At 67.9% G+C, this 22655-nt stretch carries 20 protein-coding genes and 8 pseudogenes; 18 read left to right on the forward strand and 10 right to left on the reverse strand.

Going from position 1 to position 22655, the window contains the following annotated elements:
* Nucleotides 1–7 precede the first annotated feature (7 nt).
* Nucleotides 8–1453, forward strand: coding sequence for an NF041680 family putative transposase (locus tag OHA64_RS01940; protein ID WP_405606872.1), 1446 nt, complete (start codon nucleotides 8–10; stop codon nucleotides 1451–1453).
* Between the two features lie 609 nt (nucleotides 1454–2062).
* Here the strand turns inward: OHA64_RS01940 and OHA64_RS01945 are convergent.
* Nucleotides 2063–2864 (reverse strand): annotated as a pseudogene (locus OHA64_RS01945) (IS5 family transposase).
* A gap of 470 nt (nucleotides 2865–3334) precedes the next feature.
* Here OHA64_RS01945 and OHA64_RS01950 point away from each other — a divergent pair.
* The 3 genes and pseudogenes from OHA64_RS01950 to OHA64_RS01960 form a co-directional block, all read left to right on the forward strand.
* On the forward strand, nucleotides 3335–4159 hold the full coding sequence (locus OHA64_RS01950; protein WP_405606874.1) for an MBL fold metallo-hydrolase: 825 nt from the start codon (nucleotides 3335–3337) through the stop codon (nucleotides 4157–4159).
* Between the two features lie 52 nt (nucleotides 4160–4211).
* Entirely contained in the window at nucleotides 4212–5486 is a 1275-nt protein-coding gene (locus tag OHA64_RS01955; protein WP_405606877.1) for an IS701 family transposase, read from the forward strand.
* 120 nt (nucleotides 5487–5606) lie between these two features.
* Nucleotides 5607–5675 (forward strand): annotated as a pseudogene (locus OHA64_RS01960) (ATPase); the annotation flags it as partial.
* A gap of 388 nt (nucleotides 5676–6063) precedes the next feature.
* Here OHA64_RS01960 and OHA64_RS01965 read toward each other — a convergent pair.
* Nucleotides 6064–6774, reverse strand: coding sequence for an SDR family oxidoreductase (locus OHA64_RS01965; protein ID WP_405606880.1), 711 nt, complete (start codon nucleotides 6772–6774; stop codon nucleotides 6064–6066).
* A 117-nt stretch (nucleotides 6775–6891) separates the two neighbouring features.
* Here OHA64_RS01965 and OHA64_RS01970 point away from each other — a divergent pair, with 117 nt between their 5' ends.
* Nucleotides 6892–7260 carry a MerR family transcriptional regulator gene (locus OHA64_RS01970; RefSeq protein ID WP_266637376.1) on the forward strand — a complete coding sequence of 123 codons (369 nt, stop codon included), beginning with the start codon at nucleotides 6892–6894 and terminating at the stop codon, nucleotides 7258–7260.
* Between the two features lie 70 nt (nucleotides 7261–7330).
* On the opposite strand, the gene OHA64_RS01975 is transcribed toward OHA64_RS01970, so the two are convergent.
* Nucleotides 7331–8182: an IS5 family transposase gene (locus OHA64_RS01975; protein ID WP_405606883.1), complete on the reverse strand. Its 852-nt coding sequence runs from the start codon at nucleotides 8180–8182 to the stop codon at nucleotides 7331–7333.
* A gap of 159 nt (nucleotides 8183–8341) precedes the next feature.
* Entirely contained in the window at nucleotides 8342–8920 is a 579-nt protein-coding gene (locus tag OHA64_RS01980; protein ID WP_405623814.1) for a dienelactone hydrolase family protein, read from the reverse strand.
* Nucleotides 8921–10456: 1536 nt separating this feature from the next.
* Here OHA64_RS01980 and OHA64_RS01985 point away from each other — a divergent pair.
* The 4 genes and pseudogenes from OHA64_RS01985 to OHA64_RS02000 all read left to right on the forward strand — a co-directional run bounded on the left by OHA64_RS01985 (nucleotide 10457) and on the right by OHA64_RS02000 (nucleotide 11891).
* Nucleotides 10457–10822 carry a hypothetical protein gene (locus OHA64_RS01985; protein ID WP_405606886.1) on the forward strand — a complete coding sequence of 122 codons (366 nt, stop codon included), beginning with the start codon at nucleotides 10457–10459 and terminating at the stop codon, nucleotides 10820–10822.
* Complete coding sequence (locus OHA64_RS01990) at nucleotides 10819–11187, forward strand: helix-turn-helix domain-containing protein (RefSeq protein WP_405606888.1); 369 nt, start codon at nucleotides 10819–10821, stop codon at nucleotides 11185–11187. The genes OHA64_RS01985 and OHA64_RS01990 overlap by 4 nt, the downstream gene beginning before the upstream one ends.
* 42 nt (nucleotides 11188–11229) lie before the next feature.
* A pseudogene (locus tag OHA64_RS01995) lies at nucleotides 11230–11358 on the forward strand (transposase); the annotation flags it as partial.
* Nucleotides 11355–11891, forward strand: a complete 537-nt coding sequence (locus tag OHA64_RS02000) for a transposase (RefSeq protein ID WP_405623816.1) — start codon at nucleotides 11355–11357, stop codon at nucleotides 11889–11891. The pseudogene OHA64_RS01995 and the gene OHA64_RS02000, both read left to right, overlap by 4 nt.
* 5 nt (nucleotides 11892–11896) lie before the next feature.
* Here the strand turns inward: OHA64_RS02000 and OHA64_RS02005 are convergent, their stop codons facing one another.
* Nucleotides 11897–12574 (reverse strand): hypothetical protein, encoded by a 678-nt coding sequence (locus OHA64_RS02005; protein ID WP_405606891.1) that lies wholly within the window; start codon nucleotides 12572–12574, stop codon nucleotides 11897–11899.
* Nucleotides 12575–13069: 495 nt separating this feature from the next.
* Here OHA64_RS02005 and OHA64_RS02010 point away from each other — a divergent pair.
* Nucleotides 13070–13450: pseudogene (locus OHA64_RS02010) on the forward strand (transposase); the annotation flags it as partial.
* On the opposite strand, the pseudogene OHA64_RS02015 reads toward OHA64_RS02010, so the two are convergent.
* Nucleotides 13435–14049 (reverse strand): annotated as a pseudogene (locus OHA64_RS02015) (alpha/beta fold hydrolase); the annotation flags it as partial. The pseudogenes OHA64_RS02010 and OHA64_RS02015 sit on opposite strands and share 16 nt — an antisense overlap.
* Before the next feature lie 59 nt (nucleotides 14050–14108).
* Between OHA64_RS02015 and OHA64_RS02020 the strand changes: the two are divergent.
* Complete coding sequence (locus OHA64_RS02020; protein ID WP_405606894.1) at nucleotides 14109–15008, forward strand: LysR family transcriptional regulator; 900 nt, start codon at nucleotides 14109–14111, stop codon at nucleotides 15006–15008.
* Nucleotides 15009–15017: 9 nt separating this feature from the next.
* On the opposite strand, the gene OHA64_RS02025 is transcribed toward OHA64_RS02020, so the two are convergent.
* Nucleotides 15018–15626 carry an NAD(P)-dependent oxidoreductase gene (locus tag OHA64_RS02025; protein ID WP_405606897.1) on the reverse strand — a complete coding sequence of 203 codons (609 nt, stop codon included), beginning with the start codon at nucleotides 15624–15626 and terminating at the stop codon, nucleotides 15018–15020.
* Nucleotides 15627–16008: 382 nt separating this feature from the next.
* Between OHA64_RS02025 and OHA64_RS02030 the strand changes: the two genes are divergently transcribed.
* Nucleotides 16009–16179, forward strand: a complete 171-nt coding sequence (locus OHA64_RS02030; protein ID WP_405606900.1) for a hypothetical protein — start codon at nucleotides 16009–16011, stop codon at nucleotides 16177–16179.
* A 96-nt stretch (nucleotides 16180–16275) separates the two neighbouring features.
* Nucleotides 16276–17064: pseudogene (locus OHA64_RS02035) on the forward strand (transposase); the annotation flags it as partial.
* A 112-nt stretch (nucleotides 17065–17176) separates the two neighbouring features.
* Here the strand turns inward: OHA64_RS02035 and OHA64_RS02040 are convergent.
* The gene (locus tag OHA64_RS02040; protein ID WP_405606903.1) at nucleotides 17177–17524 is read right to left on the reverse strand and encodes a hypothetical protein; all 348 of its coding nucleotides are present in this window, start codon (nucleotides 17522–17524) and stop codon (nucleotides 17177–17179) included.
* A 1031-nt stretch (nucleotides 17525–18555) separates the two neighbouring features.
* Between OHA64_RS02040 and OHA64_RS02045 the strand changes: the two genes are divergently transcribed.
* The 4 genes and pseudogenes from OHA64_RS02045 to OHA64_RS02060 all read left to right on the forward strand — a co-directional run.
* A complete protein-coding gene (locus OHA64_RS02045; RefSeq protein WP_405606906.1) occupies nucleotides 18556–18741 on the forward strand; it encodes a hypothetical protein in 186 nt (61 codons plus the stop codon).
* Between the two features lie 130 nt (nucleotides 18742–18871).
* A complete protein-coding gene (locus OHA64_RS02050; protein WP_405606909.1) occupies nucleotides 18872–19054 on the forward strand; it encodes a hypothetical protein in 183 nt (60 codons plus the stop codon).
* Between the two features lie 266 nt (nucleotides 19055–19320).
* Nucleotides 19321–19566, forward strand: a complete 246-nt coding sequence (locus OHA64_RS02055) for a hypothetical protein (RefSeq protein WP_405623817.1) — start codon at nucleotides 19321–19323, stop codon at nucleotides 19564–19566.
* 120 nt (nucleotides 19567–19686) lie between these two features.
* Nucleotides 19687–19877 (forward strand): annotated as a pseudogene (locus tag OHA64_RS02060) (IS5/IS1182 family transposase); the annotation flags it as partial.
* A 799-nt stretch (nucleotides 19878–20676) separates the two neighbouring features.
* Here the strand turns inward: OHA64_RS02060 and OHA64_RS02065 are convergent.
* Nucleotides 20677–21510 carry an alpha/beta fold hydrolase gene (locus tag OHA64_RS02065; RefSeq protein WP_405606912.1) on the reverse strand — a complete coding sequence of 278 codons (834 nt, stop codon included), beginning with the start codon at nucleotides 21508–21510 and terminating at the stop codon, nucleotides 20677–20679.
* A gap of 110 nt (nucleotides 21511–21620) precedes the next feature.
* Between OHA64_RS02065 and OHA64_RS02070 the strand changes: the two genes are divergently transcribed.
* Nucleotides 21621–22076: a MarR family winged helix-turn-helix transcriptional regulator gene (locus tag OHA64_RS02070; protein ID WP_405606915.1), complete on the forward strand. Its 456-nt coding sequence runs from the start codon at nucleotides 21621–21623 to the stop codon at nucleotides 22074–22076.
* Between the two features lie 136 nt (nucleotides 22077–22212).
* Here the strand turns inward: OHA64_RS02070 and OHA64_RS02075 are convergent.
* Nucleotides 22213–22650: pseudogene (locus OHA64_RS02075) on the reverse strand (ATP-binding protein); the annotation flags it as partial.
* Nucleotides 22651–22655: the final 5 nt, after the last annotated feature.

Here is a 22655-nt window from a genome sequence, read left to right on the forward strand (position 1 = left end):
GCTGTCTATGAGTCTGTCTGTCGATGCGCCCGCGGGCGAGGCGTTGGACGTGTTGTCCCGCTTTCGGGTCGAGTTCTACGAATGCTTCTACGCCCGCGGGGATGCGCTCTTCGAGCTCACGGACGCGGTGCTGTGCGCGGACGGGCCGGTGAAGACCCTGGTTGAGCTGTCACTGGCGGTCGAGCACCGGCGCGGGCACGGCGCGATGTACGCGGCATTGGACCGGGGCTGGGCGGAGCCGGCGCGGTTGCGCCGCACGCTGGCCGGTCTGCCGCTGCCGAAGGCGGCCGACGGGCGGATCGTGCTGGCCGTGGACGTGAGCAACTGGCTCCGTCCCGATGCCCCGACCAGCGACGACCGGCTGTTCTGCCACGTCTACGGACGCGGCGATCGCAAGACGGACCAGTTCGTGCCCGGCTGGCCGTACTCCTTCGTTGCCGCGCTGGAATCCGGCCGCACCTCCTGGGTCGCCCTCCTGGACGCCGTGCGCCTGGGGCCCGCCGACGACGCGACGCTCGTCACCGCCGCCCAACTGCGCGATGTCGTCCAGCGGTTGACGCAGGCCGGGCACTGGCGGCCGGGCGACCCGGAGATCCTCATCGTGATGGACGCCGGCTACGACGTCACCTACCTCACCCACGCCCTGGCCGACCTGCCGGTGACGCTGCTCGGGCGCCTGCGATCGGACCGGGTCATGCTCCGCGACCCGGGCCCGACCCGCTGCGGCCCCAGGGGCGGGCGGCCCCGCCGGCACGGCGGCGTCCTCACCTTCGCCAAGCCCGACAGCTGGCACACTGCTGACGTCATCACCAGCACGGACACCACTCGCTACGGCACCGCCGAGGCGATGGCCTGGGACCGGATGCATCCCCGACTCGCCCACCGCGGGCCCTGGCTGGAGCACGCCAAGGAGGAACTGCCCGTCCTGCACGGCACGTTGATCCGGCTGAAGGTCGAGCGCCTGCCGGGCAACCGCGACCCGAAACCGGTCTGGCTGTGGTGCTCAGCCACCACCGCGACGCCGGCGGACGTGGACCGCTGGTGGCAGTCCTTCCTCCGCAGATTCGATCTTGAACACACCTTCCGGCTGATGAAGCAGACCCTCGGCTGGACGGCCCCGAAGGTCCGCCACGCGGACACCGCCGACCTGTGGACCTGGCTCGTCATTGCCGCCCACACCCAGCTCCGCCTCGCCCGCCCCCTCGCCGAAGACCTGCGCCGTCCCTGGGAGCTACCCGCCGAGCCCCGCCGCCTCACCCCCGCCCGGGTGCGGCGGGGGTTTCGCAACGTCCGCGCGACGGCGGCCCGCCCGTCGGCCGCACCGAAACCGTCCAAGCCGGGCCCGGGACGGCCTCCCGGCTCGAAAAACAAGCACCGGGCCACACGCCACGACGTCGGCAAGACCGTCAAACGCGCCGAGTCAATCAAGGAACACCAAGGCCGCCGAGGATAAACGCCAAGCTCAGAAGCCGTGTCTCAATCGAACGTGATGCCTTGATTCCTGCTGGTCAGGCATGGTTTCGCTCGGGTTGAGGGAGGCATCGCGACGTCTTGTGTCCGCTTCATGGTTGAGGGGTGCGCGGTGGCGTCGGTACTGGGAATGCTGGAGGAGCGAGAGACGGCTGCCCGCGTGCGGGTGGAGGGTTTGCGGGAGGAAGTCGCGCGGTTGGCTGAGGTGTTGGAGGCCGCGGAGATCGAGCTGGACCGGCGGGTGATCGCGCGGGAGGAACTGGTCGAGGCCCTGGCAGTTTCTGCGGCCAAGTCCACTGCCGTGACCGGGACGGAGGCGGAGGAGAAAGCGGCGCCGTCGCTCGCGCCGGTGCCGGGCTCGACGGTGCCGCCCTGGCGGGAAGGGCTGCCGGTGACGGTTCTGGCGCCCGACTATCAGCGGATTCTGGGCGTGCTGGAACAGCAGCGGTCCATGGGTCACGGGCCGCTTCGAGTTAAGGAGATCGCGGTGGAGCTGGGCCTTGGGGCGACGCCGGCGAAGGTCGAGGGGTGCGGTCGAAGGCCAGGCGCCTGGCGGAGCGCGGGTGGCTCCTCCTGGAGGCGTCGGGGGCATTCAGCGTCGGCCGGCGGGCCGGGGCCGTGCCAGACGCCGGCTCATCCGTGTGACCATCGACCACCGGATCATCGCCTCGCTGGTGGCGGGCAGGGTCTCGTAGTCCCGGGCCAGACGGCGGGAGTTCATCAGCCACGCGAACGTGCGCTCTGCCACCCAGCGCCTGGGCAGCACCACGAACCCGGTCATGTTGTCGGTGCGCTTGACGATCTCCAAGGTCAGGGCGAGTTTGTCCCGGCACCAGTCGACGAGGGAGCCGGTGTAGCCGCCGTCGGCCCAGACGAGGGTGATGTCGCGGTGCAGGCGGCACAGCCGCTTCAGCAGTCCTGCCGCGGCGTCCCGGTCGCCGATGTTCGCAGCGGTGACCGCGACGACCAGGAGCAGGCCGAGGGTGTCGGTCACGATGTGCCGCTTGCGGCCCGGCACCTTCTTTCCGCCGTCGTAGCCGCGTGAGGCGGCCGGCACCGTCGCGGCGGCCCGCACCGACTGCGCGTCGATGATCCCCGCAGTGGGTTCGGCCTCGCGGCCTTCGCGTTCACGGACCTTCCCGCGCAGCCGGTCGTGGAACTCGGCGATCAGCCCGTGCTCGCGCCAGCGGCGGAAGAAGGCGTAGACCCGGCTCCAGGCAGGGAAGTCCGCGGGCATCGCCCGCCAGGAGATCCCGCCCGCGACCAGGTAGCGGATCGCGTCCAGCAGCTGACGGTGGCAGTAGCCCTCGGGCCGTCCCCCGTCCCCCGTGCCCCTGACGCCAGGCCGGCACCGGCAGCAATGGCCGCACGGCCGCCCACTCCGCGTCCGTCATGTCCGACGGATACCGGCGCACCCGATCGGGATGATCGGCCGCATTGCCGTACGCATGCGCGAGGCAATCACACGATGGAGCAGCCGAGTTGAACTGGACCGGCTCGGACACGTACAACAAGGACACCATGGCCTCCCGGCACTGCTCGGTCAGATTCGCATCCCCGAGCTACCGAGAGGCCCTGTCTTCATGCGCGTACAACGGGAAGATCACCCGGGTGGGAAGCTTGTTCGAACCACACGCTCCAAGATCGGTTGAGATACGGCTTCTAAGCTCAACACAGAAGAAGCCTCCGGGGACGGTCTCGTCGTTGGGGGTCGTCATCGCACACCCCCGTCCGGTTGTGTTGATGCGCGTCAGACCCTCCGGCAGGGTGACGCTGCAAACCGGGCAGGGAGTTCGATCTTGAGCAGGACCAACGACCCAGTGCCGGTCAAGGCGCGGCCGCAGTCTTCAAACGGGAGGGGCCTTTGCTGAAGCAGGTCGCCGAGGGTGTACTGATCCACCAGAGTGGGTTGCTCGAGAACAACACCGTTGTCGTGCATGGCAGGGACGGCGTGCTACTCGTAGACGTCGGGATTACCGGCGCCGAAATGACCTGCCTGGCGAACGACCTTCGTGAGCTGGGCCAGCCCGTGGTGGCAGGCTTCTCGACGCATCCTGATTGGGATCACGTGCTCTGGCATGCCGAACTTGGCGAAGCGCCTCGCTACGGCACAGCCCGCTGCGCGGCCTTCATGCAGGACGTGTTGTCGAACGCGGACTGGAAGGCCGGCGTCGCCGAGGGGCTGCCACCGGAAATCGCCGAGGACACACCGCTGGCCTTGTACGGCCTCATCACTGGTCTGCCTGCTGAAACCGCGCAGCTTCCTTGGGATGGCCCCAAGGTGCGGATCATTGAGCATACGGCGCATGCCCCGGGCCATGCGGCGCTGTTGATCGAAGAACGCCGAGTTCTCATCGCCGGCGACATGCTCTCCGATGTCTTCGTTCCCATGTTCGACGACACCGACAACCCGATTGAGGACTACCTCGTCGGGCTGGGAGTGCTCGAGGGCGTAGCGGACGACGTCGATGTCCTCATCCCCGGACACGGATCCGTCGCCAGGGACGAGGAGATACGCGCAAGGATCAAACTGGATCGAGCGTACGTGGAGGACCTACGTGACGCCCGGGTTTCCAGCGACCCACGGGTCGTATCGCCCAAGCCTGGCTGGGAGTGGGCAAGCGACATTCACGAAGGGCAGGCCCGAAGCCTCGCCCGAGGAAGCGAGCGCGAGGGGACGCCTGACTAGTAGGACTCCGTTAGGTCTTTTCGTCGGTGGTGTTCAGCGGCATGGTGGGTGTGTGGACGCACATGAAGTGAACCGTGTTCGGGCGAAGTTGGCGTTGTTCGTTGCTGATGTGTTCGCGTCGGTGCCGCGCAAGGACCAGCGGGCGAAGAGCGACTGCTATCTGCGGGGGCTGATGCTGGACGGTCGCCGCAAGTCGATCCAGCCGATGGCGGAGCGGCTGCCGGACGGCAACGAGCAGAATCTGCAGCAGTTCGTGAACCAGTCGACGTGGGATCCGGTGCCGGTGCGGCGGCGGATCGCGGAGCGGATGGTGCCGCTGATCGGCCCGGATGCCTGGGCCGTGGACGATGTGTCGTTTCCCAAAGACGGGAAGATGTCGGTGGCGGTCGCGCCCCAGTACTGCGGAGCCTTGGGCAAGCAGGCCAACTGTCAGGTCGCGGTGAGCGTGCACGCGGTCTCCGACACCGCCTCCTGCCCGCTGCAGTGGCGCCTGTTCGTGCCCCAGGAGTGGGCGGACGATTGGGTCCGCCGACGCAAGACGGGGGTCCCTGAGGAGATCGGGCACCGGGAGAAGTGGCGCCTGGCCTTGGATGTCCTGGACGAGCTGGCCGGTTGGGGTCTCATCCCGCCGGTGGTGGTGGCCGACGCCGGCTACGGGCAGAACGCCGGCTTCCGCGACGGGCTGGACCGTCGGAGCATCGGCTACGTGGCGGCGATCCGCTCGGACGTGACCGTCCACCCGCACGATGCCGTGCCCAGTGCCCCGCCCTGGTCCGGCAACGGCCGCAAGCCCCAGCCCCGCTACCGCGACAAACCGTCCCCGGTGGCCGCGCTCGTTGCGGACCAGGGGCGGCAGGCTTTCACCGAGGTGACCTGGCGGGAAGGCTCCCGCGGACCGATGCGTTCGGATTTCCTGTCCCTGCGGGTGCGGCCGGCCGGGGTCAAGTCCCGACGCCTCGCCCAGGCCGTCGCCACAGACGAAAACTGCTGGGACGGTGTCCTGCCCGAGGTCACACTGCTGGTCGAATGGCCCGAAGGCGCCGAGGCGCCCACCGGCTACTGGCTGTCCAACCTGCCCGACACGCTCTCCCTCGCCGAACTGGTCCGGCTGGCGAAGATCCGCTGGCGCATCGAGCACGACTACCGGGAACTCAAGCACGGCCTCGGCCTGGACCACTTCGAGGGACGTTCCTGGGCGGGGTGGCATCACCACGTCACCCTGGTCACCGCCGCCCACGCGTTCCTCACCGAACAGCGCCTGGCCCCAAAAGCCGATACAGCGGGCTCACCCTCTACCAGATCCTCGACACCATCCAGGACCTGCTGAACCGCTGGACCGGCACCTGCACCACCTGCCACCGCCCCCTGTCCAGAACATCCACCACCAGCCCGAACCCAAGAGCCAGAGCAACCTAACGGAGTCCTACTAGTGCTGTGGCCGAATTGCCGCCTGACCTTCAACGGCACCATCATCGAGACCGGCACCGATTCGTACCGTCTCACCAGCACCCGAGCCGAGCCGAGGAGTCGGCCAAGGCCAGCTGATTACTCCAGGTTCCCGATAGACGGCCCGCCGCCCTCCGGGCGGCTGTCGCAGCCACGATCCAAGAACCGCATAGTCGCCATCTACAAGACCAAGGCGGGCATCAACCCGGTGGAGTAGGGCGTGTCCCGCCTATGATGGGCGGCGCGACTGAGGCACGATCCGTGTCCGTGACTTCGTCATCGACTTAGAGAGCCCGGCGGTAGGCGTCACTTGAGTCTTCTGGTGGTGGGTAGGTGTCCCAGCGGTAGCGCGGCGGACACGCGTGCGGAGCGTGACGAGTACGCATGGCCGTGCCCGGCTGATCCGTAGATCCTCGAACGTCGGCTGAAGCCCGGCCGGGCGGGCGGCTGCTGAAGGGTCAGGCGGCGGGAACCGCCTGCGGATAGAGCACGCTCGGGTCGGCGGACAGGGCCGCCTTGAGCTGGACGCAGTTGTTGTCGGCGAGGATCTCCATCTTCCCGGCCTCGATACCGTCGAGGGCGGCGCGCACGACATCGGCGGGGTCGTTCTTCTCCACGTCCCACCCGGCCATCATGTCGGTGTCGGTGCTGGCCAGGTGCAGGCCCGTCACCGCGGTTCCCTGGCCCGCGAGTTCGAGGCGGATGCCGTTGGTGAGGCTCCACACCGCCGCCTTCGCCGCGCTGTAGGCGTTGGCCCCGTCGTAGGCGAGCCAGGACATCGCCGACAGGACGTTGAGGATGGCCCCGCCGCCATTGGCGGCCAGGACGGGGGTGAACGCCCGGACCACGTTGAGGGTGCCGAAGTAGTTGGTGTCCATCTCCAGCCGGATCTTTTCGGGGTCCCCGGTGACGAGGTTCTGCTGGGTGAAGACGCCGGCATTGTTGATCAAGAGGGTGACGTCCGAGGCCGCGCCCGCCGCAGCGGCGACCGAAGCCGGATCGGTGATGTCGAGCCGCAGTACTTCCGCACCGGGGAGGTCGACGAGGCGGGGGGTGCGCGCGGTCGCGTAGACCTTGGTGGCGCCCCGGTGCAGGAGTTGTTGGGCGAAGTGCCTGCCGATGCCGCGGTTGGCGCCGGTGACGAGGGCGACGGAACCGGTGATCTTCATGGGGAGTCTCCTGGCAGTGGTGAGGTGATTCCTGTCCGGGCTGTTCGCGGGCTACGCTAAAACCTGACGTTGACGTCAGAGGCAAGAAATGTGATCCAGGTCATAGAGGGGGCGTTGATGCGCATCGGTGAGCTGGCCTCAAGGGTGGGCGTGAGCGTGCGGGCACTGCGCTACTACGAAGAGCAGGACCTGCTGGCCTCGGTGCGCAGCCCCAGCGGCCAGCGGCAGTACCCGGACAGCGCGGTCGACCGCGTCCAGCTGATTCAGCAGCTGTACTCCGCAGGGCTGTCGAGCAGGGCGATCGTGGAACTGCTGCCGTGTGTCGAGACCGGTGACGTGACCCCCGAGCTGCTCGACCGGCTGTCGGCCGAGCGGGGCCGCATCGATGCGCAGGTCAGCACCCTGGTGAAAACCCGGGACCGGCTCGACGCCATCATCACCACGGCTGCCACAGCCAGGAGCGCGGGCCGGCCCTGCCCTCGTTGAGCAGCGCGCCTTCCCCAGGCGTGCGGCAGTGCTTGTCCGCCCGACGCAGACGGACGCCCGTCAGCAGGCGTCACTCGAGTCTCTTGGTGGTGGACCGTCCGTCCCAGCGGTAGACCGGGGTCGCGCGGCGGACGAGCATGCGGAGCGTGACGATTGCGGCGGACAGGTAGAGGTAGAAGTCCACAACGCACTGGCGCTTCTCGGTGCAGCGGCGGAGCTTGCCGAAGCCGTTCATCCATGCGTGGCTCCGCTCCACGACCCACCTCTTTCCGGCCTGGATCGGTGCGGGCACGCCCTTGCGGGCGATCTCGCCGGTGAAGCCCAGTTCCTCGAGCGCGGCTCGGGTCTTGTCACTGTCGTAGCCCCGGTCCAAGTTGACGTTGACCTGCTCGGGAAACACACCGACCTGCTTCTTCGCGGCCTCCAGGGTGGGCACGAGCAGCGGGGAGTCATGACGGTTGGCCCCGGCCGAGACGAGTTCGACGAGACCGATCGGGACGCCGCGGGCCTCGGTGGCCACTGAGCGTTTCAGGCCCTGCTTGCCCCGGTCGACCGGGGAGCGTCCGGCTCTCTTGCCGCCGCAGGGAGCCTTGGTGATGCACCCGTCGACGGACAGCTCATGGAGTTGGAGGCCGATCATGCGGTCGTACGCCTGCAGGGCCAGCCCATGGACCTGCTCGGCCATGCCCAGCTGTGACCAGTACTTGACGCGGCGTCGGACGGTGCGGTCGGAGCACTGGCGGTCGGCGATCCGCTCGTATCCGGAGCCGTGCACCAGGGCGGCGATGACACGCTCGAAGACAATCCGGTCCGGGATGCGCGGGTTGTGGCAGCCGAGCGGTTGGGTATCGACATGCTCGGGCAGCAGCGCTGCGAACTGGTCCCACAGGGGTTCGAGCAGGCATGATGGCAGGACAGGCACCAGTCCTCCGGTGATCACCGAGCGTCAAGAACTCCATGATCACCCAGGCTCGTGCCTGTCTTGCCTCCGGGTCGTCACACTGCCATTCGCCACACCTACCGCCGGGCTCTCTTATGCGAACGGCCGCCTTGCCGCCGACAGGATCAGGTCGTTGATTCCCTACTTAATGCGGTCGAGGAAACCGAGCACCCGATGGTTGACCTGCATCGCGGCCTGTTCGTCGTAGGACGGCAGACTGCTGTCGGTGAACAGGTGCCTGTCGCCGGGGTAGAGGAACAGCTCCGCATCCGTCACCGTCCCGACGACCGCGCGGGCGGCGTCCGCATCACCCTCTCCGGCGAAGAACGGATCTGCGTCCATGCCGTGGATCTGAACTGGGACGTCTTGGGGCCAGGCCGCGCCGAACTCCGAGACTGGGACGCACGCCTCGATCAACAGTGCACCCTTCGCTCCGGGGCGAGTCTGGGCCAGCTTTTGCGCCGGCAGGACGCCGAGCGAGAAGCCAACATAGATGAGCTCCGCAGGCATCCCCTCGGCGGCGACGGCTCCGCGCGCGATGATCGTGTCGAACCCGACACTCTCGGCATAGGCGGCGCCCTCCTCGAGGCTGTCGAATACCTGCCCTTCGTACAGATCTGGAGCGCGGACGGTGTGTCCGGCCCGTCGCAACTGCTCGGCGAAACTGCGAACGCCGGCGGTCAACCCGTGTCCATGGTGGAAGACCAGCACCTCAGCCATGTTGCTCCCCTCGTACTGCGGTGCCCGGGTGGCGCCGCGGCACGAGTATGGACCGCAGCACTGACATCCACGGGCCTCGGCCGGACAAAACCAGGCCGGTGGTCCCTGTTCGGTGAGGCGGACTTCGAGGACGGCAACTCGCCGGTCTCGGAAGCACAGGTTCGAGCGGGCGGCCTTCAGCCGCTCGTCGAGAGTGCAGTTGTCGGTGGTGAGCTGGAGGACGCGTTGCTTGAGTGTGGTGTCCTCGGTGTCGATCCGTGGGAAGGCTTCCCCGGTCCATTCGGCCTGCGAGTCGCGGATCTGGCCCAAGAGTTCACGATGCAGGTCCGCTGGGTGAGAATCTCGGCATGGGCAGCTTCAACGAGGCAGAGCTGACAAGTGGCACCGTCGCCCGTCGACTCAGGCGCAAAGGACAGTCTTCCCTCGGTGACCGTGCTGCTATTTCCCGTGAACATCCCGGGCCCCAAGATCCGCAACTGCTGTCGAACCCGGCAGACAAACGCTGTCGCCTGAAGTGAACGAAACCACGACGACGCGCGACATCTGCCGCAACCTGAGGCGGTCAGTGCATTCCTTCTTCATCCGGAGACAGTCTGGGCCACCTTCGAGCGTGGCAGCATCCGGAGACAGTCGGGCCACATTCGAGCGTGGCAGCGGACATCACGGGCAACAGCTGAACTCGGATCCATCGGCTTGATTCCCGGTTGATCGTTTCGGGGTCGTGCAGGCCGTGTTGGGGCTGAGTTGCGGATTCGGGCATGGGGTGGCCGCTGGTCTGCCCAGCTCTTCCACTTTGTCCACAGGCCTCGGGCCCTTTCGGGCAGGTCGGCAGGGAGCGTAAGAGGGCTGGCGGTGCATGCACCGTGCTGAACAGCTGGGTGAAGTCCTCGCTCCAGGGCCAGCGTTCGGGCAGGTGCAGGGTGAGGCAGCGGGCGGAGCGGGCCAGGCGGGTCGGGCACGGTACCGGCGCTCAGGCGCTTGACGCGGCGCACGATCAGTCGGGCGGTGACCTGCTGTTTTTTCGGCTTGGAAGTGAAAGCGGTGTAGAGGATCTCGGCTATCTCGGCGTCGGAGATCCAGCACTGGCGCTCCTCGTCCCAGACCGCCGGTGCCGTCCTTCGAGGCGGGCAGCCGGACGTGCTCCCCGACCAGCGCGGGCAGACCGCACCGCTCGGCCAGCCGCACCACCGGCTTCAGCCCGCCGTACGCGATCAGGTTCGGATCATGGAACGCGGATGAGACCGCCGCCGCGGCATGGGACGATTGCATCTCGGAAGTGCCTTGCCGATCGTGCCTGATGTGGTCCTAGAGAAACCCCATCATCGCAGGTCGCAAGGCACTTCTTCGTTTCTGGAAGAATCATCCACCCGCATCAAGCCGGTGGATCCGGGCTGAACCGCCGGCATTGGCCGGGAAACGATCATCGGTGCAGGGCGGCACACGACCGGACTGGGGTCCCCGCGCGAGGCTGCCCAACGACTCCAACATGGCTGACCGGTTGCTGCGTGACTGCTCCATTCCTGACAGGCTCGAGGCATGCCAGACATCAGCCGCGTGGGAGCAGTCAATATCGAGCACGGCCACTTTCCCGTTGGTGAGATGTGGGAGCCAGGCTTCGAACGTAGACAAGGCAAGCCGGATTTCCAGACCGATGAACCGGTCATTGTTGTTCCTGGCCGGGTCATCGTGACATCGCGGGTCCATGAGCACGCTGCGCCAGTGATCGTCGCCGTCAGGGACCAAGAGGACGACGCGCCAGGATTAGGCTGGACTCTGCTGGCATCTGTCGACTACCAGCCGGTCTACAAGGGCCGGATGGCAGCGCTGGACACGCTTACTGAGCTTTTCGGGTTGTCGTCGGTAATGACGGCTCATGATCCTTTCGGTATGCCGTTGGTGTGAGGTGTCCAGAGGGCGGGGGCCTGACCGCTGAGCGTCGGGCATTTCGTGAGCGGATCCGGTTTCAGGCCGGTATGCGATTCGCGGCGGGTGAGAAGACCGCGGTGATCGCGAAGGACTTGCGGGTGAGCGTGCGGTCGGTGGAACGCTGGCGCCGAGCCTGGCGCGAGGGTGGGATGGAGGCCCTGCGCTCGACAGGTCCGGCGAACTCCCCGACTGTCACCGATGCCCAGTTCGCCGTACTCGAGGCAGAACTAGGCAAGGGCCCGACCGCGCACGGGTTCGACGACGAGCGGTGGACTGTGGCCCGGGTGCAGACCGTGATCCGCCGCCGCTTCCGGCTCAGTCTGTCGGTGGCGACGGTGTGACGGCTTCTCAAGCGGCACGGCTGGTCCTGGCAGGCGCCTGCCCGCCGGGCGCTCGAACGCGACGAGCACGCGGTGGAGTTGTGGAAGAAGGAGGTGTGGCCGCGGGTAAAAGGCTCGCGGCGGCGTGTGGAGCCTGGATCGTCTTCGAAGACGAGGCCGGGTTCTCCATGACGCCGCCGGTCGCCCGCACATGGGGCCGGCGCGGGCATACCCCTGTCTTTCGGGTCCGGGGCAGATCCCGCCGCAGGACCTCGGTCGCGGCGCTGTGCTGCTACAAACCCGGCGAAAGCAGCCGCCTCATCCACCGGCCCCGCGGCCATCTCCTGCTCAAGGGCGCTCGGAAAAGCTTCTCCTGGCAGGACTACCGGGATCTGCTGGTCCGGGCACATATCCAGCTTGACGGCCCCATCGTGGTGGTCTGGGACAATCTCAACACTCACCTGGCAGCCGGCCTGAAACGGTACGAGGCCGAGCACGACTGGCTCACCACCGCCCGGCTACCGTCGTACGCACCCGACCTCAATCCCGTTGAGGCCGTCTGGTCACTCGTGCGCAGAGCAATGGCCAACACCGCGTTCGATACACCCGACGACCTCGACCGCAAACTCCGCCGCGAGTTACGCAGGATCCAGCTCCGGCCCCACCTCATCGACGGATGCCTCACCGCGACCGGCCTGGTTCTCACATCACCGACCCCGCCCTGAAAACCTCAGTAACGGCCCTGCCGGGCCTGCGGCTGGATCCATCGAGGTACTTGGCCAACAGGCTGAACCGGGTGAGCCTTTCGTGCATCTGGACCCCGCGCACCTACCGAGCGCACGTGTGGTCCCAGGGCCTGAATACCTCCCGTGAGCGGTTCCACGCCGCCATACGGCGCGAGGAATGGGGTGACCACGACGGGTTCGAGACGTACTTGATCGCCCCCTTTGGGGTTCTCCGCCCCCGGCACATAGCGGACGGAGAAGTTGCCGTCCCCCAGGCCGACGCCCTCCTTGGTGGAGGCGAAGGGGAATTTGTCGCACTGGTAGCTGTGGTTGGGACGGCTCAGGCCCCGGCACGCAGCGTCCTTGGCGTTCCGGTTCTTCCGCGCCACCTCGGCCGCAGCCGCCTCGTAGTTGGCCCAGCTGCGGTGCAGGGGACACGAGTTCCCGTTCCAGATGTCACCGGGAATCGCCTTGCCGGCCTTGGACGGGTAGTTGGTCTTGGGCTTGTACAGCGCGTCGTAGCTGTGGTTGGCGATGCCTGCGGTGTCGCTCTGGGCTCGATCGTAGAAGAACGACGGGACTGTTCGAAGATCACTCCCGCGTCGTAGTACTTGCTTCCTTGATGAGGGCTGCGGCGCCGCGCATCCGCTGCTCCGCGGCAGCACCACCAGGTCGGTGCACACCCAGTGCGCACCGCACGGTGTCGGCGCGCCTGGTGCGCACCGTTAGGGAATACGCGCGCGGTGCACTCCTGGTGGATTCGTCGTATTCCCGGGGCGATACGGCGAATCGTCGGTGCGCGCCGGATGCGGCCATGGGTGCGCACCGGGACTCTGGACGGGGCCGGGCTGGGGCGGTTGGTGCGCTCGTTGGTCGTCGTCGCGCGCCGGGTGCGGTCCGCCGGTGTCCTCGCGATCGGCGTAGCGGTCCACGGTGGCGCGGGCCCGGCCGGCCGCCGCCGTGAAGGCATCTTGGAGGTGGCGCAGCCGCTCGGCAGTGAAATCGAGGGCTTCCTCGTCCGTGCGGGACTCCTGCAGAGCCCGCAGCGCCGCCTTGTCGAGCGCCGACCGGGGCTCGGAGTCGGCGTCGGCGTCGGTGTCGGTGTCCGGGAAGGGGATGAAGAGCTGCTCGGGCATCGCGGCCTGCTGGTGCGCCACGACGTCCCGGGCGGCACCGAACGGCCCGGCGCCTGGGTCGCGGAGATCACCGACATGCCCGACCTCAGCACCTGGCCCACGGGCATGCGGCTGATCGTTCGCAAGGAACGCCCGCACCCCGGCACTCAGTTACGCTTCACCGACCTCGACGACAACTTGCTCACCTGCTTCGCGACCAACACCAAAGGCGGCCAGCTCGCCGACCTCGAACTGCGTCACAACAGGCGGGCCCGCTGCGAGGACCGCGTCCGCGCCACCGGCCTGCGCAACCCGCCCCTGCACAACACAGCACAGAACCGGATCTGACTGGAGATCGCCTCCCTCGTACTCGGCCTCCTCGCCTGGATGCCGATGCTCGCCCTGACCGGCAAGACCCGCCAATGGGAACCCAAGAAACTCCGGCTGAACACGTCCTGATCGAGGGTGCGGAGACGCTCGATGTCGGCCACGAGCACAGGGTCCGGCTCGCCGTACAGCAAGGCGAAAACCGTACGAACGAAGTCCGCGAAGCCCTGTCCCCGCACAGCGATGGCTATCTCCGCAGGCAGCGGGCCGACCCGCAGCGACTGGTCGACGTTGACCACACCACGGGTCGGATAGCGAGCTGCGTAGGCAGTCGCAATCACCCCACTGAGGGAATGGCCGACGATGAACGGGGGCTGGTCCCCAGTCAGATCCTCGCCCAGCGACTGGATCAGATGGTGGATGTCCTCCACCGACTCGTCAATCCCGAACGGCGAGGTCCGAGGCGAGTCCCCGTGGCCGCGCAGGTCGACGCGCAGCACGCGGAAGTGCTGCTGCAGGCAGACAGGGTCCCAGAAGCTTCGGTTCTCGGTGATGCCGTGGACCGCCACGAGTAGCTGTCCCGTGCCCTTTAGGTCGTGGGCCAGCTGATTGTCGGGGGTCATGGTCACTCTCGGCGGCGATGCGGCTTCGACGGATCGGCACCGGGCGCCGGCGTGGCGGACGGCGGCGACGGCGGCAAGCGGTTCCGGGCTCATGGGATGCTCCTGAAGTGTGTTGATCGAAGTGGATCTGTATCTGGTTAGGATTTACTTTTATGCAATTGGACTTGAATCTGCTGACCGTGCTGGACGCCCTGCTCGAAGAGGGCAGCGTGATGGGCGCGGCCGAGCGGCTGCATCTGTCTTCGCCCGCGGTCAGCCGCACCCTCGGCCGGCTGCGCACCGTCACCGGGGACGACATCCTGGTGCGTACCGGTCATTCGATGGCTCCCACCCCGTACGCGTTGTCGGTGCGGGAGGATGTGCACCGGCTGGTCAGGCAAGCGCACGAAGTGCTCTCGCCGGTCCGTGAGGTGGATCTGGCCGAGCTGGAGCGCTCCTTCACGATCCAGTGTCATGACGCGGCGGCCGGGTCACTGGTGCCGGTTCTGGTCGGCAGGATCCAGCAGCGGGCTCCCGGGGTGCAGTTGCGGGTGCTGGCGGAGAGCCCCGTCGACACCGACGACCTGCGCCACGGCCGCGTCGATCTGGAACTCGGTGGCGGCAGGCCGAGTCTGCCCGAGTTCCGGTCCGAGCCGCTGGGCGAGGATCGGCTCGTGGTGGCGATGCGCGCTGACCACCCGTGCGCCGCGGGACTGGACCTGGCGTCCTATGCGGCGCAGCCGCATGTGGTGATCTCCCGGCGTGGCCGCCTGACCGCGCCGATCGACGACATGCTGGCCGCCGAGGGCCTGCGACGCCGGGTGGTCGCGGCGGTGGCGACGGTGTCCACCGCCTTGCAGATCGCCGCCCGTGGCGACGCGCTGGTCACCTGCACGGCGATCCTGGGCCGTCCGCTCATCGAGGCGTTCGGGCTCCTCGCGCGGCCGCTGCCGATCGAGTCCCCGGCGCCGACGATCAACTGCAACTGGCACCAGCGCTACGATTCCGACCCGGCCCACGCCTGGCTCCGTGAGCAGGTCCGGGCGTCGATCGAGGAGATCACCGCCTGCTGACCGCACCGTCTACCGCTCCAGCGGCAGGGCCACGGCACCGGGGAAACCTGGCGTCTCGGCTTCGTCGAGCATCGCCGCGGCGACGGTTTCCCGGCTGACCTTCGCACCGAGGTCGAAGGCGGGCCCGGCCTCCAGGCCGACCGTGCGCCGACGGGGGCTTTCCGGCCCGTCGGCGAGCATCCCGACGTGGAAGACGGTGCCCCCGGCCGCGAGAACCGTGTGGTCGGCTTCGACCTTGTCCGCGAGCCGGTCGCCCAGCACCGCGGCGAGCACACCCGCGCCCTCCCCCGCCACGTCGGCCGACGGGCCCGTGCCGTAGGCGCCGAGCCAGATGACGCGCCGCGGGCCGGCGGCGACGACGGCCCGGGCACCGGCCAGGAGAGTCCCGGCCCGGTCCGTGCCGAGCGCGGAAAGGACCACGGAATCCGCGTCCACGACGGCGGCAATACTGGCCGCGTCGTTCACGTCGCCCGCCACTTTGCGCAGGTTCGGGGAGTCGGGCAGGACGATCCGCTCGAGATCACGCGCGATGGCGGTCACGGTGTGACCACGTCGCAGCGCCTGTCGGGTGAGGGCCATTCCGGTCTGCCCGGAGGCCGCGAGGACGGTGAGGTTCATACCGAGAACGCTAGGAAGACCATCACTTAACATCAAGTGCAAGTAACTGACTTGATGAGTTACCCAAACGCAATCAGCCCGGAGGTGAGGAGCGGAATGTGCCGCGTGGGAACCTGTGTGGCGTTCGGGATGAACACCGAGACCTGTCACGGATATTCACCGTTGCCGAGGTGGACCTGTGGCAGCTTGGCCCGGCTGCTGCGTCGTAGCAGCCAGGCCAACACCGCATTCAACGACCCGACGCCCCGTAACGCGCCCATAGGAACGCGCAGCGCGGGCCCTTCGCCCTCATCGATTGCTGTGTCGTCGGACGGCGTAGCCGTACTGCTCGGGCCACCACCCCGTCGTCGGCGACCTCGACCTGCCGTTCGAGACCTTCCCGGTGGGCGGCGACCCCAGCCAGGTCCTCCTCACCTACACCGCCGAGCCCGACTCACCCTCGCAGGACGCCCTGAACCTGCTGGCCAGCTGGGCCGCGGTCAACCAGGACATCGACCGGTCCGCGCCGGCCGACGACTCCGAACCGGCCGACTCGGCCGAGACACCCGACTGACCGGCCTATGAGGCCCCTCCCCGGCGATGCCACCGCAAGAGACGGGATGGCGAGGGCGCCGATGTCGACCGCGTCGTAGCCGAGAGCGTCCAGCAGGCCGCCGCCTGCTACCGAGACCGCCACAGCGTCTCGCGCAAGAAGTCCGCCCCCGGTGACGCCCTGGTCCTGGCCAACATCCTGCGAACCGACAGGCACTCCCCCCGGCCCCTGCCCAAGGACACTGACCTGGCCCGCGCCATCGCCGTCCAGGCCCGTGCCCAGCAGGACGGCACCTGGAACCGGCAGCAGATCTCCAACCAACTCCGGTCCCTGCTGCGGGAGTACTACCCGTCCGCCCTGGACGCCTTCGCCACCTGCCAGAACGGCCAGTGCCGCCCCGAGGTCCGTGAACGGCTCAGGATCGCCCTCACCCCGGCCAAGGCAGCGCGGCTGAGCCGCACCCAGCTGCAGGCCGCGCTCAAGCGCGCCGGCCGCAAGCGGGGCATCGAAACAGAGGCCGCCGGATCCGCGAGGACTTCCGGGCCGAGTGGCCCACCAGCCGCCACTGGTCGAGGACGCGCTCGCCAAGCAGATACTCACCCTCCTGGTCAAGCTGGAGGCCGCGTGCACCACGGCCGATGACCTCGCCATGGCGGTGGAGGAGGCTTTCCCTCAGCACCCGGACGCTGACGTTCTCCTCAGCTTCCCCGGGCTCGGCGTCCAGCTCGGCGCCCGGGTGCTGGTCGAGATCGGGGACGATCGCCGGCGGTTCGCCGATGCCCGCGGTCTGACGGCGTACGCCGGTTCCTCGCCCATCACCCGGACCTCGGGGCTCGACCCTCGGGCAAGAAGTCGAGCATCACCCGGCGGCGGGTGAAGAACGACCGCCTCAACCATGCCGGTTGGCACGCGTCGCGCTTCGTGTCGGTACGGTGTGGGTGCCGACGCGCGGTGGAGCAGCTCGGTAGCTCGCTGCCACCGGCGCCAACCCAGCACACGGATGTTGGCAGTTGCTCGGCTACCAGCTGTGGGCCACGTCCACCACCAGCCGGTCGGGCAGCACCATCACCCGGAACGGCAGCCTGGCCCGGACACCGAGTCCGATGTGGGTCCCTCCGTCGTAGTACCCGCCGAACTTCGCGTCCCGGAAGGTCCCGTAGCTGCCGAAATCGAGTCCCGGCAGCGGATCCGCGAGCCCGACGTGGTACAGCGAGTCGTCGACCGGCGCGGTGAACTCGATCTCGATGACCGCCCCTCCGGCGACCGGGATACCGGTCTGGGACGGGGGATGGGCGAAACTGGGGACGTACTGAACCCAGTACAGGGCCGGGTCCGCCGTCGTCATGCCCGGGATATCGATAACCATCCGGTCGTAGCAGGCGTGCCGGCCGGTCCTGACATCCGTCAGGGAACCAGTCCTCGCCATCGATCCCGGCGCGGCCTTCGCCATACTCCCCCAGCCTGTCTCGCAAGCTGTGGTCTGCGGCGCGGCAGCGGCAGTCGATGCCGTGCCTGCTCCCGTCAGTACCAGTGCCAGCGCTGCCAGAGCCGTTGCCCAGCGTCTCATCGGCGAGCAACCCCCTTCCGTTTCCTGTGAATTAGGCATCTACGCCATGTGAGACAAAGAGGAATGCGAAATGGTTGGAGGCGATGACGGTCACGTTTCGGACATTAAGCCTTGCAAGGTGCGAGTGACACCAGTGCTTATCGAAGGCTTCAGAGGCTGGGCGGGCACCTTGATGTGTACCCCGGTAACCCCGTGTCGGTGACGGGGCCCCCGGCGCAGAACTCACCGACCTGATTACCGCCCTTACTCGGGTCCTCAGGAGAAATGGCGGCCACACTACCCCCTCTTCCGAGGGTGCTGTTGGTCCTGGACGGCACCGGCACCGCCGGGATCGAAACCGCATCAAGGCCCTGCACTCTGCCGCCTGTGACCTGGTCGGGTATCCAGTCCAGCGGCCAGCCCCACGGGTCGCCGCGGTGGCGGCCGTCCTGGAGGAAGGCGAGCGCCGTCTCGGGTCACCGTCAGCCCGTGTCCGACCCGCAGTCGCACGGCGGTCGGGTCGGACACCGTTTCGGGCGGCCGCTGCTCCCGCAGCTCCGGCCACTCACGGCGACGGTCGGCCCAGCTGCACTGGGCGCAGCAGTCGACCCCGACCAGAGCACGGACCACGATTACTCGACCGTGGACACGATGCGACAACACCGCCCCCGACCCAGCCGATATCCCCCCGACAAACACCCGCCCACTCCCGCGCGCAGTCGCACACTCGCAGGTCACCACGGCTGGCCGTGGTCGCAAGTCCTACATCCCGTCTGCGCCACCCACCCACGCCCCCGGCACTTGCGGCGTTCCCCGAGGATCTGTAGTTCGGCGCGGCTACAACTACGACCTTGACCCAGACAACCAAGGGGCTGACCTTTTCGCGCTTTCAGGGTGACTTGGAAAAGGGTTTCGAGGCGATACCGCCCAGACTCCAGGGCGAGGCCATTCCCAAGTACACCCTCACCACAGGGGGCGGCTATTTCTCCGTACCGCCACCCGGCGACTCCTGGCTCGAAGCACTGGCAATGGCCTGATCCCGAAGCCGCCCCTTCTAGCGTGTGCGCCAGAAATTCGAAGGTCGCGTCCGCTGAGGCAGCGTCCAGCAATTTTCCCAGGCGCTTACGGCGCGCCAAGGTGGTCTCGGGGCGGCATTCCACGAGCACCGTGAGTGCCTCGCGCGGCGAAGTCGAACACCCGGGCCGCCAGTCGCGGGTCGACGCCTCGGACGACAACCCGCGTGATCCCGGCATAGCAGTCGGCGACGACGACTCTGCCGCCGTCGATGTGCGGCACGATCGCGGTCTCGCACCGGTGCGCCAGGTCCGCAGCTTCGACGAAGAGCATTGAGTGGGGGCCGAGTTGGCCGCCCCTCTTCCAATCTGGACGAGGCGGGCGGATTGAGGACGACCGGCCCGCGCCGCGCCCCCGCTGCCCGGAGCGGACCGCCCCGCCATGGACTTCCGAAGCATTCCCCAAAAGGTTGCATATATGAATTACAGCTAATTAAGTGAGTGTGTCTGGAATAGCCGACTAAGGAAGACATCTGCTATATCTGTAACCAGTCGGGCACGATCCGTAAGGATGGTCGTGCCTGTAAGGAAATCGGAGACGTGATGCACAAGTTCAAGAAGGCTGCGGCCGTAGCGGCGATGGTCGGCGGCCTCGGTCTCGTCGGCGGCGGAGTTGCCAGCGCCAATGGCGGCCACGACTACGACGAAGCGTCCGGCTTCGCCGTCGACAACCTGCAGATCGTGAACTGTGAGCAGGACTTCGACGGCGGCGCCGCCTTCGCCGTCGTCGGCTCGGTCACCGGTGACACGAACCAGAACATCGGCAACTTCTGCCCGGTAATCGGCTGATTCCCAGGACTGGACAGGTGGGTCTCGCACCTCACGTGCGGGACCCGCTCCTTACCTGTGTGATGAGGCGGACGGACCGCTTGTAGCAGATGGCTGCGGCGAGGCAGGAAGGCCAGGCAGCTGCGGGGTGAGCGTGTCGGAGTGCGCATCGCCCACAAGGCGTCGAGTGCAGCGAACGACTTGGACGCCGACGTGTCCGACTCAATCCCCACTACGAACGCAATCTTCGCAACCACTTGGCCTTCCTCGGCCTCGCCGCAGCCATCTGCTGCTACAGGCGGTCCGTCCGCCACCCGGACAGGACACCCTGAAGAACTCTTCAACCCCCATCGATCCAGGCGATGCCAATCGGCCGACGGTGGAGCCAACCGGGCCGCGGGCGAGCGGCCGGCACATTCCGTCGCCTTCGACCTGCTGCGTGCCCGTCGACCACCGACCCGGCCACCGTGCGCGACTGGCTGACCTGGACAGCGGCCGGCAACTCCTGGCCCCGGCCCGCCGCACCGTCGGCGGCACCGTCCGGCGCGCAATACCGGCGAGCGCTCCCCGAGCCCCGGCAGCGTCCGCGCCGCCCATCCCCCCATTCCTCACCTCCAACCAGAGCATGGGCAAAGCGGACGGGAACGTCAGAGTCCCGACAACGCCCATACGGTCGGGGTGACCTGCGCAGATACGGCGGCGACGAGGCTCGCGCACAGAAGTCGCAGGGGAAGACGCAGGGGTTGGCGTAGGAGATGTGCCGCGCGGCAGACCGGAGCACGGTTCGAGCAGCAGCACCTTTGCCCCGTGGCAGCTTCGTACGGCTTCCCCCGAACCTGAGCGACGCTCAGGACGAACTCCGTCAGGTCCGCACTGATCTGCAGACGCTCTCAAGCTCCCGCACCCGCCCGACGGTCGGGAGCCGAGCACGTCCGCGACGCCCTCCTGCACGCCTTCACCGAACCCCCCGCCGAATCCGCTCGACTCCAACTGCCCCCGCTTCATGGATGATTCGTCAAGATCAGGCGTCGCGAGGCGGCTCCGGAAGGCGGCTTGATCTGGGACCACCAGGGTGGGGGCGGTCGTTCCCGTCTGGCCCTCCGCCAGGACGTCGGGACGGCCCGCTTCGTGTCATCGTGCGTCGTTGAGGATCTCCCGGATACGTGTCGCGTAGGCGCGGGGGTGGGTGGTGTTTCCGTTGTGGCCACCGGGCAGCTCCTGCAGTTCGCGGTCAAGCAGTTCGGCCAGGGCTGTTGCGCACTGGTAGTCGAAGACGGTCCGCGGGGTGGTACGCCCGACGGCGGGCACGATGCGTGTGCTGAGGCCCTTCAGGGCGGATGTGTCGAGGGTGTCGTGGACGACCGCGGTGAAGTCGTGCCGTATGAAGTAGTCGAAATTGGCGGCGCGTTGGGCGTTCATCGGGTGGGACGTCAGGTCGGGTTCGGCGTTTGTGGCGGCGGGGTCGATGCCGAGCGTTCTGACGATCTCCGGGAGGGCGGCGCCGAGGCCCTGGTGGAGGTAGAGGCCCTGAATGGCAGCGAGTTCGTGCTCGTGGCGGGTGCGTTCGATGTCGGGCAGCAGGCGAGGGGCGACGGGTTCGTGGGCGATGAGGGTGCCGATCTGTCCGGGGTGCCGCAGCGCGGCGTGCATGCCGATGACGGCCCCGAGACTGCAGCCGAGCATGAGGGCGGGGGCGTCCGTGAGATGCGCGAGGAGTCGGTGGACGTCGTCGGCGTGCTCGGCCAGAGTGGCGCCCTCGTCGGCGGCGCGGAGCCGGCTGCGGGACAGGCCGCGGCGATCGTAGGTGACGACGGTGTAGGTGTCGGTGAGGTGGGCGACGAGGTCGGTGGTGCGGTCGGCGTCGCCCTCACCGCTCTGCGAGATCAGCAGCAGTGGGCCGGCGCCGCGGACCTGGTAGTGCAGGACGGTGCCGGGAACGGTGAGTGCGCCGATGCGCTTGGACATGCGGTACCCCTTTGTATGCGACGGGCCTTCCGTCGCGGCCTCGACCACCATATTCCATCGAACTAGATACATCAATCTCGATGAATCTAGTTCGATGTATATTGGTCGCTGTGAACGGAGTCGAGCTGTTCCTGCTGGGACGCACCCTGATGAAGATCGGCGAGGAGGCCCTGCCGGACCCCCCGGGCGGCACCGGCCGCTATGCCGGGAGCACGCTGCTGGTGCTGATCGTGGCCAGCGACATCGCTGCCCATCCCGACACGGCCGTCGGGGAGATCGCCGCCCGCACCGGCCTGCCGCAGAGCCAGGTGTCCGCGGCAGTCGCCCGGCTGAAGGAGGCCGGATCAGTCCAGACGGCGCCCGATCCCGCCGACCGGCGGCGGGTGCTGGTACGCCAGGCCGCCGAGGCGTCCGAGCGAGTGACCCGGGTCCGCGCGACAGGCATCGAGGATGCGCTCGCCGCAGCAGTTGGATCCGACGACCCGCAGCGGCTGAGGGAAGTCTGCGAAGCGTTGGACGTACTCGCCCGCAACCTCATGCCGGCGGTCCGGGAGCCCCGCCCGTAACCGAGTGCGGCCGGGCGGCGTGCGGACGCTGCATGGCCACCCGAGCTGTTGGTCAGTTCCGGCGGTCGCTTCTGACCACCCTGAGGAGTGCAGAGATCGTTCGGCTGTCGGACCGGGGCCAGGTCATTTCGTCCCGTCAGGCTTTGTTCGCCCTGGTGCGGGCCAGGCGGTAGGACTCGGTGCCGGTCTCGACGAGAGTGGCGTTGAGCGGTCCACGACGGCCGCGCAGAGCCGGGGGTCGGTGATGGTCTTGATCCAGCCGGTGAACGCCTCGTTGGCGATCCAGTCGCAGGCGGCGAGGGAGTGGATGACAGCCGGGTCGACGTTCGGGTTGGCGCGGTAGTCGAAGTCGCGCAGGGACTTCTCCCGCGGGAAGTGGGCGGCTCGGATGCGGCGTTCGGCCCGGCGGCGGTCGCAGTCCTCGCACTCGGCCATCAGCAGCTCGGCGAGAAACCCGGCGTAGGAGAGCCCTTCGCGTTCGGCACGGACGATGGTGTCGGCGGCCTGCGCCCGCATGGTTCACAGTACTGAGGCGGCAGGCGGAGCGGCTCTCGTTCTCCCGAGCATCTTCAGTTGTGG

Origin of the sequence: Streptomyces sp. NBC_00076, assembly GCF_045041235.1 — a bacterium.
In the GTDB taxonomy this organism is placed as follows: domain Bacteria; phylum Actinomycetota; class Actinomycetes; order Streptomycetales; family Streptomycetaceae; genus Streptomyces.

Coding starts and splice junctions, on each gene's coding strand:
- OHA64_RS02000 (WP_405623816.1), top strand. CDS start 11,355: ATGACGCCGCCGGTCGCCCGCACATGGGGCCGGCGCGGGCATACCCCT.
- OHA64_RS01970 (WP_266637376.1), top strand. CDS start 6,892: ATGCGCATCGGTGAGCTGGCCTCAAGGGTGGGCGTGAGCGTGCGGGCA.
- OHA64_RS02055 (WP_405623817.1), top strand. CDS start 19,321: ATGCACAAGTTCAAGAAGGCTGCGGCCGTAGCGGCGATGGTCGGCGGC.
- OHA64_RS02040 (WP_405606903.1), bottom strand. CDS start 17,524: ATGGTTATCGATATCCCGGGCATGACGACGGCGGACCCGGCCCTGTAC.
- OHA64_RS01985 (WP_405606886.1), top strand. CDS start 10,457: ATGCCAGACATCAGCCGCGTGGGAGCAGTCAATATCGAGCACGGCCAC.
- OHA64_RS02020 (WP_405606894.1), top strand. CDS start 14,109: ATGCAATTGGACTTGAATCTGCTGACCGTGCTGGACGCCCTGCTCGAA.
- OHA64_RS02025 (WP_405606897.1), bottom strand. CDS start 15,626: ATGAACCTCACCGTCCTCGCGGCCTCCGGGCAGACCGGAATGGCCCTC.
- OHA64_RS02065 (WP_405606912.1), bottom strand. CDS start 21,510: ATGTCCAAGCGCATCGGCGCACTCACCGTTCCCGGCACCGTCCTGCAC.
- OHA64_RS01980 (WP_405623814.1), bottom strand. CDS start 8,920: ATGGCTGAGGTGCTGGTCTTCCACCATGGACACGGGTTGACCGCCGGC.
- OHA64_RS01940 (WP_405606872.1), top strand. CDS start 8: ATGAGTCTGTCTGTCGATGCGCCCGCGGGCGAGGCGTTGGACGTGTTG.
- OHA64_RS01965 (WP_405606880.1), bottom strand. CDS start 6,774: ATGAAGATCACCGGTTCCGTCGCCCTCGTCACCGGCGCCAACCGCGGC.